The sequence below is a fragment of the Streptomyces showdoensis genome, assembly GCF_039535475.1.
In the GTDB taxonomy this organism is placed as follows: domain Bacteria; phylum Actinomycetota; class Actinomycetes; order Streptomycetales; family Streptomycetaceae; genus Streptomyces; species Streptomyces showdoensis.
The window spans coordinates 1,614,687-1,626,173 of the sequence record NZ_BAAAXG010000026.1; the positions used below are offsets into that span (position 1 = coordinate 1,614,687).

At 70.7% G+C, this 11,487-nt stretch carries 11 protein-coding genes; 5 read left to right on the top strand and 6 right to left on the bottom strand.

What is annotated here, in order from left to right; all coding sequences use genetic code 11:
* Positions 1 to 2: 2 nt before the first annotated feature.
* Positions 3 to 1,100: a histidinol-phosphate transaminase gene (gene hisC / locus ABD981_RS20295; protein WP_046908645.1), complete on the bottom strand. Its 1,098-nt coding sequence runs from the start codon at positions 1,098 to 1,100 to the stop codon at positions 3 to 5.
* Between the two features lie 358 nt (positions 1,101 to 1,458).
* Here hisC and ABD981_RS20300 point away from each other — a divergent pair, with 358 nt between their 5' ends.
* From ABD981_RS20300 to ABD981_RS20310, 3 genes are all read left to right on the top strand, one after another.
* Entirely contained in the window at positions 1,459 to 2,565 is a 1,107-nt protein-coding gene (locus ABD981_RS20300; protein WP_046908646.1) for a LacI family DNA-binding transcriptional regulator, read from the top strand.
* Between the two features lie 236 nt (positions 2,566 to 2,801).
* Positions 2,802 to 4,079: a metallophosphoesterase gene (locus ABD981_RS20305; RefSeq protein ID WP_046908716.1), complete on the top strand. Its 1,278-nt coding sequence runs from the start codon at positions 2,802 to 2,804 to the stop codon at positions 4,077 to 4,079.
* A 160-nt stretch (positions 4,080 to 4,239) separates the two neighbouring features.
* Positions 4,240 to 5,034, top strand: coding sequence for a hypothetical protein (locus ABD981_RS20310; RefSeq protein ID WP_205628191.1), 795 nt, complete (start codon positions 4,240 to 4,242; stop codon positions 5,032 to 5,034).
* Positions 5,035 to 5,202: 168 nt separating this feature from the next.
* Here the strand turns inward: ABD981_RS20310 and thiC are convergent, their stop codons facing one another.
* A complete protein-coding gene (gene thiC / locus ABD981_RS20315; protein ID WP_046908647.1) occupies positions 5,203 to 6,987 on the bottom strand; it encodes a phosphomethylpyrimidine synthase ThiC in 1,785 nt (594 codons plus the stop codon).
* Between the two features lie 180 nt (positions 6,988 to 7,167).
* Between thiC and ABD981_RS20320 the strand changes: the two genes are divergently transcribed.
* Complete coding sequence (locus ABD981_RS20320) at positions 7,168 to 8,595, top strand: YibE/F family protein (RefSeq protein WP_046908648.1); 1,428 nt, start codon at positions 7,168 to 7,170, stop codon at positions 8,593 to 8,595.
* Between the two features lie 129 nt (positions 8,596 to 8,724).
* Here ABD981_RS20320 and ABD981_RS20325 read toward each other — a convergent pair whose 3' ends face one another.
* The 4 genes from ABD981_RS20325 to ABD981_RS20340 all read right to left on the bottom strand — a co-directional run bounded on the left by ABD981_RS20325 (position 8,725) and on the right by ABD981_RS20340 (position 11,047).
* Entirely contained in the window at positions 8,725 to 9,159 is a 435-nt protein-coding gene (locus ABD981_RS20325) for an SsgA family sporulation/cell division regulator (RefSeq protein WP_046908718.1), read from the bottom strand.
* 140 nt (positions 9,160 to 9,299) lie between these two features.
* A complete protein-coding gene (locus tag ABD981_RS20330) occupies positions 9,300 to 10,037 on the bottom strand; it encodes an IclR family transcriptional regulator (protein ID WP_123954605.1) in 738 nt (245 codons plus the stop codon).
* Between the two features lie 255 nt (positions 10,038 to 10,292).
* Complete coding sequence (locus ABD981_RS20335; RefSeq protein WP_205628193.1) at positions 10,293 to 10,511, bottom strand: DUF5326 family protein; 219 nt, start codon at positions 10,509 to 10,511, stop codon at positions 10,293 to 10,295.
* Positions 10,512 to 10,729: 218 nt separating this feature from the next.
* Positions 10,730 to 11,047: a cupin domain-containing protein gene (locus tag ABD981_RS20340; RefSeq protein ID WP_046908649.1), complete on the bottom strand. Its 318-nt coding sequence runs from the start codon at positions 11,045 to 11,047 to the stop codon at positions 10,730 to 10,732.
* 50 nt (positions 11,048 to 11,097) lie between these two features.
* On the opposite strand from ABD981_RS20340, the gene ABD981_RS20345 reads away from it, so the two are divergent.
* Positions 11,098 to 11,478: a phage holin family protein gene (locus ABD981_RS20345; RefSeq protein WP_046908650.1), complete on the top strand. Its 381-nt coding sequence runs from the start codon at positions 11,098 to 11,100 to the stop codon at positions 11,476 to 11,478.
* Positions 11,479 to 11,487: the final 9 nt, after the last annotated feature.

An 11,487-nucleotide genomic window follows, 5' to 3' on the forward strand; every position in this document is an offset into this window, starting at 1 on the left:
ACCTAGATCCGGCCGCGGAATCCTTCCGCCGCCTTCAGGAACAGGTCGTTCGCCTCGCACTCACCGATCGTGACGCGGACGCCCTCACCCGCGAACGGACGCACCACCACGCCGTGCCGCTCGCACTCCGCCGCGAAGTCCATGGTCCGCTCGCCGAGCCGCAGCCAGACGAAGTTCGCCTGGGTGTCCGGCACGGTCCAGCCCTGGGCCACGAGCCCCGCATGGACCCGCGCGCGCTCGGCCACCAGCGAGCCGACCCGCCCGAGCAGCTCGTCCTCCGCCCGCAGCGAGGCCACCGCCGCGTCCTGCGCGAGCTGGCTGACACCGAACGGCACCGCCGTCTTGCGCAGCGCCGCGGCCACCGGCTCGTGGGCGATCGCGAAACCGACCCGCAGCCCGGCCAGGCCGTACGCCTTCGAGAAGGTCCGCAGCACCGCCACGTTCGGCCGGTCGCGGTAGAGCTCCACGCCGTCCGGCACCTCGGTGTCGCGGACGAACTCGCGGTACGCCTCGTCGAGCACCACGAGGACGTCGGAGGGCACCCGGTCCAGGAAGCGCTCCAGCTCCGCCCGGCGCACCGCGGTGCCCGTGGGGTTGTTGGGGTTGCAGACGAAGATCAGCCGGGTCCGGTCGGTGATCGCCGCGGCCATCGCGTCCAGGTCGTGCACATCGCCCTCGGTCAGCGGCACCTGCACCGAGGTGGCCCCGCTGATCTGGGTGATGATCGGGTATGCCTCGAAGGACCGCCAGGCGTACATGACCTCGTCGCCCGGGCCCGCCGTCGACTGGATCAGCGACTGGGCGACACCGACCGAGCCGGTGCCGGTGGCGATGTGCGAGACCGGGACGCCGAAGCGGTCGGCCAGCTCGTTCATCAGCCCCGTGCAGGCCATGTCCGGGTAGCGGTTGAAGTTCGCGGCCGCGGCCAGCGTGCTCTCCATGACCCCCGGCAGCGGCGGGTAGGGGTTCTCGTTGGAGGAGAGCTTGAAGGCGACCGGTCCGCCCGCGGCGGCCGGCTTGCCCGGCTTGTAGGTGGGGATGCCGTCCAGCTCGGCGCGCAGCTTCGGGCTGCCGGTGCTCGTCCCGCTGGTCTCGCTCACAGTGTGGCCTCCTCGACCGTCCGTACCGCCAATACTCCTCACCTTATGAGGATTCGGCTCCCCTGCGAATGGCCTGTGGACAACGGAGCGGCAACGGGGGGAGCGCGCCCAGGGGTGGCGCGCGCCGGTGGCGGGCGCCGTGGCGCGCATCCCCCGTAGAGGTGAGTTGAGACCTCTTCGAGACCTCGCACCCTCGCCAGGCTCACGCCTACCGAAGGCGATAGGACCCACGAATATCGCCCGAACACCCTTTGTTTCCCATGGCGTTAGGGGTTTTTGATCATGCAGAAACGTGCCTGTCAATGCGCGCATATGCGATCGGCCCAACCCACCCCCCTCGCCCTACTATCGGCTCGCCATGACAGCAGCAGGGAAGCACCAGGTGAGCCGGGCACAGACCCGGGGAAGCCGGCAGGGCCGAGCGGGCATCCGGGACGTGGCCGCCGCCGCCGGGGTCTCCATCACGACTGTCTCCGACGCGCTCAACGGCAAGGGCCGGCTCCCGGACGCCACCCGCCGCCACGTCCGCGAGGTCGCAGACCGGCTGGGCTATCGCCCTTCCGCAGCGGCCCGCACGCTCCGTACCGGCAAGTCGGGCCTCATCGGCCTGACCGTGACCACGTACGGGGATGAACCTTTCACCTTCACCGAATTCGCGTACTTCGCGGAGATGGCCAGAGCCGCCACCTCGGCCGCGCTCGCCCGGGGCTACGCCCTGGTCATCCTCCCCGCCACCTCCCGTCACGACGTCTGGTCGAACGTCGCCCTCGACGGAACCGTCGTCATCGACCCCTCCGACCACGACCCCGTCGTCACCGAACTCGTCCGCCAAGGACTGCCCGTCGTCTCCGACGGGCGCCCGGCCGGCACCCTGCCGGTCACCGCCTGGGTCGACAACGACCACGAGGCGGCCGTCCTCGACCTGCTCGACCACCTCGCCGCCGCCGGCGCCCGCAGGATCGGCCTGCTCACCGGCACCACCACCGACACCTACACCCGTCTGTCCACCACCGCCTACCTCAACTGGTGCGAGCGGGTCGGCCAGGACCCCGTCTACGAGGCCTATCCGGCGCACGATCCGTGCGCGGGCGCCGTCGCGGCCGACCGGCTGCTCGCCCGCCCGGACCGGCCCGACGCCGTCTACGGCCTCTTCGACCCCAACGGCACCGACCTGCTGGCGGCCGCCCGCCGCTACGGGCTGCGGGTCCCGGACGACCTGCTGCTGGTCTGCTGCAGCGAGTCCACCGTCTACGCCAACACCGAACCGCCCATCACGACCCTCTCGCTCAAACCGCGCCGGATCGGCACCGCCGTCGTCCAGCTCCTCATCGACGCCATCGAGGGGATCGAGACGGACGGACCGGTCGAGCAGGTGATACCGACGGAGCTGATCGTCCGCACCTCCTCGCAGCGCCGTTCGCCGCGGACGACGGTCAGCCCGCCGAGGTCTCCCTCGAAGGACTGACACGCTTCAAGGGCCGCTTCGAGGCGAAACCTCGGGGCGGCCCGGCCCGATCCCTGGCCTAGACCTTCCCAATTCGGGCGAAACAACCGGTGAACCCGGAGTGGACCCGGATTCACCACCCCTGGTGCGTCACACAGGAGGACGCTCATTCCTATGATGGGCGGACGACACCGCGGACCACCCCGACCAGGCCGGTCCGCGATGTGCAGGGCATCGCGACGGTGGTGGAGGGGTCGATGACTCAGGGGGCCGGGCAGGAACCCGTGGTGCGCACGGCGACATTGCGTGACTTCCGTGTACCTCCGTACGCCCGTGTGCCCGTCCAGGGACACGCGCCCGAGCCGTTCCCCGCCGACGCGCCGGCCGCCCCCGCGGCACCCCCGGCACCCGCCGACGCCACCCTCCACCTGGGCACCGCCCCCGCGGCACCCGCCGCCGTGGCCGAGCAGGGCGAGCCGGCCCCGGCCGTCGAGCCGGGCGGGCACCCCGATGCCTACGAGCCGTACGACGGCGACACCGGCTCCTCGATCGTCTCCGTGGCCACCGGGCATCCCGGCAACGCGTACCCCGAGGGCGAGCCGCCCGAGGGCTACACGCCCACCGAGCGCGACCTCCCGGTCATCAACCGCGGCGACACCGTCCAGGTCCACGTGACCCCGGTCCCGCAGCCCGCCGTCCCCACGGGCGACGGCCCCGGCCCGCTCTTCGTCGTGGGCGACGTCCACGGCTACCTCGACGAGCTCCTCGACGCCCTGCGCGCCCAGGGCCTGATCGACGAGAACGGCGGCTGGGCCGCGGGCAACGCCCGCCTCTGGTTCCTCGGCGACTTCACCGACCGCGGCCCCGACGGCATCGGCGTCATCGACCTCGTGATGCGCCTCTCCGCCGAGGCCGCCGCGGCCGGCGGCTACTGCAAGGCCCTCATGGGCAACCACGAGCTGCTGCTCATCGGCGCCAAGCGGTTCGGCGACACCCCCGTCAGCTCGGGCGCCGGCACGGCCACCTTCCAGGCCGCCTGGCTGCTCAACGGCGGCCAGAAGCACGACATGGACCGCCTCCAGGACGTCCACCTCCAGTGGATGTCCCGGCTGGACGCCGTGGTGGAGGAGGACGGCCACCTCCTGCTGCACTCGGACACCACCGCGTACCTGGAGTACGGCGAGACGATCGAGGACGTCAACGACACCGTCCACGAGATCCTCAACCGGAACGACGCGGACGAGGTCTGGGACCTCTTCCGGAAGTTCACCAAGCGCTTCGCCTTCCGCGACGAGGCCGCCGGACCGCTCGCCGTCCAGGAGCTGCTCGGCACCTACGGCGGCCGCCGGATCGTGCACGGTCACAGCCCCATCCCGTACCTCCTCGGCCAGGTCGGCACGGAGGACGGCGAGGAGGGCGAGCGCCCGCCCGTCGAGGGCCCGCACGTCTACGCGGACGGTCTGGCGATCGCGATGGACGGCGGAGTGACCATGGCCGGAAAGCTGCTGGTCGTGCAACTCCCGCTGCCCGCCTGACGCATAACCGTACGCATCCGGGGAAGTCGATTTCCCGAAACACCCTGTCACCGCGTGCCGAAACCGCAATACCATCGGCTCATCCGTAGCAGGCTCTCCTCCGTTTCCGCCCAACCGGCCGCTTCACCAGGGCCGTTACGGCCCTACGGAGCATCGGGGGATGCACATGAACGTGGCTCCGCACCTGCTGACCGAGGATCGCGCCGAGTTCGAGCGGGTCCTCGACGAGGCACTGCGCACCGCGCACGAACGGCCGGGACTCGCCGATCACGACGCCCGGCTCACGACCGCGCAGCTCCGCGAGATGGCGCTGAACGCGACGGCGTTGATCACGGCGGCCGCCGCCGTCGAGTACGACCACTTCGTGAAGGTCCGCGAACAGCTCCGCGCGGCGAGAGCCGCCGGCATCGGCGGTACGAGCGAGGCCCTGCACGAGGAGGGCGGCGCCGGTGTCGTCGCGATCGTCACCGTCCTCGCGCCGATCCTCGCGGGCACCGCGGCCGTGGCCCTCCTCCTGGTCGGCGCGATCCTGAAGATGCTCGACCCGCCGCCCGTCTTCGCCGACACCCTGCTGACCGCCGGCCTGATGTTCGGCGCCGTCGCCGCGGCGGGGCTGCTCTGCGCGGCCGCCGGCCTGCTGGTGACGGCCCTGCGCAACAGCGCCACGGAGGTCCCGGCCGAGACACCGGACGACGAGCTGTCCCGCGCGAGACAGGCCTGGGGCCGCGCCCTCGTGGACCGCGGCATCCTGCCCTTCGTCCGCGAGGCCCTCGCCGCCCCGGCTCCCCCGCCCCTCCCGAAGCCCCCGCCGCCGACCGGCCGCATCCCCAAGGTCGGCTACAGCGGCCCGGACTTCACCAGCCCGTCCGAGGGCGCCCCGGCCCCCCGGCCGAGCTTCTCGAGCCCGGACTTCACCAGCCCGGACTTCGGCCCGCCGGAGCACCACCCGGAGTAGGGCGCCGGGGCAGCGCGCCGGAGTAGCACGCCGGGACAGCACGCCGGGGCACGCGCGGGGCACGCTCCCGGGCGCACGAAAAGGAGACCGGCCCGCGGCTCCCCCCATGGGTCGCGGGCCGGTCCCCGGCGTGCGCCGGTGCGTACGACTGCGCCGGCCGCTCCCCGGCTACTCCGCCAGCGGCAGGTACACCCGGTTGCCGGCCGCCGCGAACTCGGCCGACTTCTCGGCCATGCCCGCCTCGATCTCGTCCGCCTTCAGGTCGCCGCCGTGCTCACGCCGGATGTCCTGGGAGATCTTCATCGAGCAGAACTTCGGCCCGCACATCGAGCAGAAGTGCGCCGTCTTCGCGGGCTCCGCCGGCAGCGTCTCGTCGTGGAACTCACGTGCCGTGTCCGGGTCCATCGCCAGGTTGAACTGGTCCTCCCAGCGGAACTCGAAGCGCGCGTCCGACAGGGCGTCGTCCCACTCCTGCGCGCCCGGGTGGCCCTTGGCGAGGTCCGCCGCGTGCGCCGCGATCTTGTAGGTGATGACGCCGGTCTTCACGTCGTCCTTGTTGGGCAGGCCCAGGTGCTCCTTGGGCGTCACGTAGCAGAGCATCGCCGTGCCCCACCACGCGATCATCGCCGCGCCGATGCCCGAGGTGATGTGGTCGTAGGCGGGCGCCACATCGGTGGTCAGCGGGCCGAGCGTGTAGAACGGCGCCTCCTCGCATATCTCCTGCTGGAGGTCGATGTTCTCCTTGATCTTGTGCATCGGGACGTGGCCCGGGCCCTCGATCATGGTCTGCACGTGGTGGCGCTTGGCGATGGTGTTGAGCTCGCCGAGCGTCTTCAGCTCGGCGAACTGCGCCGCGTCGTTGGCGTCCGCGATCGAGCCGGGCCGCAGGCCGTCGCCGAGCGAGTACGTGACGTCGTACGCCGCGAGGATCTCGCAGAGCTCCTCGAAGTGCGTGTAGAGGAAGTTCTCCTTGTGGTGCGCGAGGCACCAGGCGGCCATGATCGAGCCGCCGCGCGAGACGATGCCGGTCTTGCGGCGGGCGGTCAGCGGCACGTACGGCAGCAGCACGCCGGCGTGCACCGTCATGTAGTCGACGCCCTGCTCGGCCTGCTCGATGACCGTGTCCTTGTAGATCTCCCAGGTCAGCTCCTCGGCCTTGCCGTCGACCTTCTCCAGGGCCTGGTAGAGCGGCACGGTGCCGATCGGCACGGGGGAGTTGCGCAGCACCCACTCGCGGGTGGTGTGGATGTTGCGGCCGGTGGAGAGGTCCATGACCGTGTCGGCGCCCCACTTGGTCGCCCAGGTCATCTTCTCCACCTCCTCCTCGATGGAGGAGGTGACCGCGGAGTTGCCGATGTTGGCGTTGACCTTCACCAGGAACCGCTTGCCGATGATCATCGGCTCGATCTCCGGGTGGTTGACGTTCGCCGGCAGCACCGCGCGACCCGCGGCGATCTCCTCCCGTACGACCTCGGGGGAGACGTTCTCGCGGATCGCGACGTACTCCATCTCCGGGGTGATCTCGCCCCGGCGGGCGTACGCGAGCTGCGTCACCGCCTGGCCGTCGCGGCCCCGGCGGGGCAGCCGCGGCCGGCCGGGGAAGACCGCGTCGAGGTTCCTGAGGCCGCCGCCGCGCGGCGAGGTGTGCTTGATCCCGTCGTCCTCGGGACGGACCGGGCGGCCCGCGTACTCCTCGGTGTCGCCCCGCGCGATGATCCAGTTCTCGCGCAGCGGCGACAGTCCGCGCCGGACGTCGGTCTCGACGGTGGGGTCGGTGTACGGACCGGACGTGTCGTACAGCGTCACGTCCTTGCCGTTGGTGAGGTGCACCTGGCGGACCGGCACCCGGAGGTCGGGGCGGGAGCCCTCGACGTATCCCTTGTGCCAGCCCGGCGTGCGCTCCTGCGGGCCGTTCTGGTCGGAGGCAGGCGTGCGTGCATCCTGAATGGTCATGAGACCGAATCTCCCTACGCCGGCATTACCCGGTAACAGGTTCGGCGGTCGGCGCAGCCTCCTCCCGTACGTACGTCCAGTACGCGCGTACGGTGATCAGCGCCCTCTCAGCCCGGTGCTCCGAGCTCCCGCGTGTGCAAAGGTGTCACCACGCTAGCGCCATCCCTGGCGTGCTGAACAGTGGGTCCCCCGCGTTCTTGCGATGATCGGTCGGTGACTTCCACGCAGCAGACCCCCGATTCGCACGGCCCGGGCGGGCACGACGGCCACGGTGGCCCCGGCGGACACGGCCACGACGGCGGAAGCGGCGGAGGGCACGGCGGGGGCCACGGCCACTCGCACGCGCACAGCCACGGGCCGGCCGCACCCGTCTCGCGCCATCTGCGCAAGGTCATCGCCGCGGTCCTGATCCCCTTCGGCGCCGCCGTGCTGATCGGCCTGGTGGTGCTGTGGCCCGGCGGCGCCCCGGCGCACGAGCGCACCGGCGTCGGCTTCGACCGGCAGACCGAGCAGGGCCGGGTCGTCGCCGTCGAGCAGGTCGACTGCAAGGACGTGAACGTCGCCCAGGTCCCGCCGACCGGCGACACCTCCACGCCTGAGGGGCGCGAGGCCGTCAACTCCCAGCGGGGACAGTGCGCGAAGGCGACGATCGAGGTCGCCTCGGGCCCGAACAAGGGCCGCACCTTCACCGAGATCGTGCAGCCGGACGCGCCGCGGCAACTCCACGACGGCCAGGGCGTGGTCGTCGCCTACGCCCCGGACGCACCGCACGACCTGCAGTACTCGGTCACCGACGTGAACCGGAAGATGCCCCTCGCGGTGCTGGCCGGCATCTTCGCGCTGGTGGTCGTGGCCGTCGGCCGGATGCGCGGCGTGATGGCGCTGATCGCGCTCGGCGCGAGCTTCCTGGTGCTGACCCTCTTCATCCTGCCGGCGATCCTCCAGGGCTCCAATCCGCTGGTGGTCGCCATCGTCGGAGCGAGCGCGATCATGCTCATCGCGCTCTACCTGTGTCACGGCCTCTCCGCCCGGACCTCGGTGGCGGTGCTCGGCACCCTGATCTCGCTGCTGCTGATCGGGCTGTTCGGCTCGCTCTTCATCGGCTGGGCCTCGCTCACCGGCAACACCGACGACAACACCGGTCTCATCCACGGCCTCTACCCGAACATCGACATGTCGGGCCTGCTGCTCGCGAGCGTCATCATCGGTTCGCTCGGCGTGCTCGACGACGTGACGGTCACCCAGACCTCTGCGGTCTGGGAGCTGCACCAGGCCGATCCGCGGATGGGTCCGCGGGCGCTCTACCGGGCCGGCATCCGGATCGGCCGCGACCACATCGCCTCGGTCGTGAACACCCTGGTCCTCGCCTACGCGGGTGCCGCCCTGCCGCTGCTGCTGCTCTTCTCGATCGCCCAGAGCAGCGTGGGGACGGTGGCCAACAGCGAGCTGGTCGCGGAGGAGATCGTCCGCACGCTGATCGGCTCGATCGGCCTGGTGGCCTCGGTGCCCGTCACCACCGCCCTCGCGGCGCTGGTGGTCTCCGCCGACCGGCCGGGGGCCGATGCGCAGCGCCCGGGCAGGGGCGGCCGCCGCCGACGGGCCAAGTGACCGACCGAGCCGCGGGTGCCGGGGGGCCTGGCCAGAGTCGGAGCCGGAGCCGGACGTGGGCGTGGCCGTGGGCATGGGCCCGGGGACCCGATACCGGGAGGCCGGGGGCCGGGTGGGCCCCCGTGGGCCTCAGCCGGCGTTCTCCTCCGCGAGGATCCGGCCGAGTTCCGCCTCCAAGTGGTCCTCGAAGTCGCCGAGCGTCCGCTCCTGACCGAGCGGGACGAGCTTGTCCGTGCGGTCGAGGAAGGCGACCAACGGCGGCGCGCTGGCCCGGAACAGGGCCCGGTCGGCGCCGACCTGGAGCCGGATGATCACGTCGGAGAGCCCGTCCGGGTCGGTCGGGGCGATGTGCACGTCCCCGTCCCCGCTGGGCCTGTTGATCCCGTCGAGCAGCAGTTCCCGGCCGAACGCCCAGGTCACGGGCGCGTCTCCGGGAAGGTGGAAGGTCATCCGCACCGCATAGGGGTCGCGGGCCTCGTATCGCAGTTCCACCGGGATCCTGAAGGAGAGCTCCTCGGAGACGAGGAAGCTCATCAGGACTTCGGCCTGAACCGTCTCTCGCATCATGTACCCCGAACCAGTAGACGAAGCGGTTGTGTAAACACGCTGCTGAAAGCTGTGGTCGAAACGGCCAGGAATGATCCCCCATGGCCCTCTTGACGCAATCGTGCTGTACGCGCTAGCAGATCACAAGGAGTGATTTTTCAGATACTGATAGAGAAGGCGAGCGAACTGAAGAGCCTTCCGATCTCGTTCTGTAGCTGCGCGATAGCAGGCAGCAACCGTTCTTCCTGGTGAAGGGGTACGGAAATGGCCATGGCGGCCGCCGTGGACCCCGCCGTGATGGGGATGGCCGCACAGACCGTGCCGAGCGCATATTCCTGACGCTCCACCAGGGGCTCCATTCGCCCCATTCCGCCCAAACGGTCCAAAAGGGCATGGCGATTACGCACCGTATACGGGGTGATGGCTTCCACCGGATGGCGGTCGAGGTGGTCTTGACGGCTCTTCAGATCGAGTTGACTCAGCAGGCACTGCCCGATGGCGTGCGCGTGGCCGGTCTCTCGGAAGTCGGCCCACTCCTCGACCGCGGGGGCCGCGGGGGTGTCGGCGACGGCGACCAGCTCGATCTCGCCCTCGCGGTAGATGGCGAAGTAGACGGGGACGCCGATGGCGTCGCGCCAGTGCGCGAGGGAGTCCTCCACCTTGGTGCGACGATTCTGCAGAACTCCGCCGCCGACCAGACGGCCGGCGGCGTCGCCGAAGACGAACACACCCTTCTCACGACGCAGATATCCCTCGTGCGTCAGGGTGCGGAGCAGGTGGTACGCGGTGGGAAGCTGGAGCCCCGCTTCGCGGGCGAGCTGTTTGGCGGGCGCCCCGTCCTCATGGGAGCCCACGGCCTCCAGAAGTCTCAGCGCCCTCTGCACCGATCCGATCAGGGTAGGAGCAGCGGTCTGCGAAGCCGTGGCCAAAGGTCACCCCCAGGCGAGTGACGGATGCGCCGCATCCGCCCGCGGGGGCCGCCCCCGCGCGCCCACCGCGACCTGGGACCGCCGGGTCTACGCCTGTTGCTCCTGGGGCGGCAGAGGTTTCCACTCTAATGGCAGGCCACGGGGCCCGGCCGGTTTCAACCGGCGCGTTCCCCCGGCCGGGCTAATCCCCGCCGGTTGGCCCATACCAACGGGTAACTCGTGCTACCAGTCCTCGCGCGAGCCGGAGGACGAGGTGAACTTCCGTACGACGAAGATCAGGCCACCGACGAGCGCCACGAACAGCAGCACCTTGAAGAGCAGGCCGACCACGAAGGTCAGGACGCTCGTGATCAGTCCGCCGAAGACGACGAGCGCGAGAACGGGTATGGCGACCCACTTCACCCACCACGGCATCCCCGCGAGAATCTCCTTCACCGCCATTGCGCTTACCTCATCTCCCGAAGAGTCCGGTCCCGCGGGATCCGTCCGGACCCCGGGGGTGTCGGCGCCCGCCGTTTCCGGTGCCGCCGACACCCTCGATGCTAGGCGCGCGCACCTGGTGAGCGGGGGCCCCACGGCCCCCGCTCTTCCCTGACCCGACCCCTAGGGGGCGCGGACCGGGGACCCCCAGGCCGCCTCGGACCCCGGATGCCCGCGCGTCAGGCCTCCGGCGGCGAGAAGACCACCATGACCCGCAGGTCCTCGGTGATGTGGTGGAACCTGTGCGGCACCCCGGCCGGCACGTAGACCACGCTGCCCCGCGCCACCGGGGTGGTCTCGTCCCCGACCGTGATCGCGGCCCGGCCGCTGACCACGAAGTACACCTCGTCCTGCCCGTGCGGCTGCTGCGGGTCGAGCTGCCCCGCGTCGAGCGCGTACAGCCCGACCGACATGTTCCGCTCCCGCAGGAACTGGAGGTACGCACCCTCGTTGGCGGCTCGCTCCGCCTCCAGCTCGTCCAGTCGGAATGCCTTCATGGTTCCTTCGCCCCTGCCTTGGCTCGATCACGTCTGCCACGATCTGACACATGAAGAATTTCGTAGTCAAGACGCTCGCGAACGCGGGGGCCCTGGCGGTGGCCGTCTGGATCCTCCAGCCGGACATCACCCTCACCGGCGACAGCACCGCGAACAAGGTCTGGACCCTGGTCCTGGTCGCCCTGGTCTTCGGCCTGGTCAACTTCCTGGTGAAGCCGGTCGTGAAGCTGCTCACCTTCCCGCTCTTCATCCTGACGCTCGGTCTGATCACCCTGGTCGTCAACGCCCTCATGCTGCTGCTGACCTCCTGGCTGTCCGACCAGCTCGGCCTCAGCTTCCACGTGGACGGCTTCTGGACCGCGGTCCTCGGCGGCCTGATCATCTCCGTCGTCTCCTGGGCGCTGAACGTCGTCCTCCCCGACGGCGACTGAGGGCCCCGC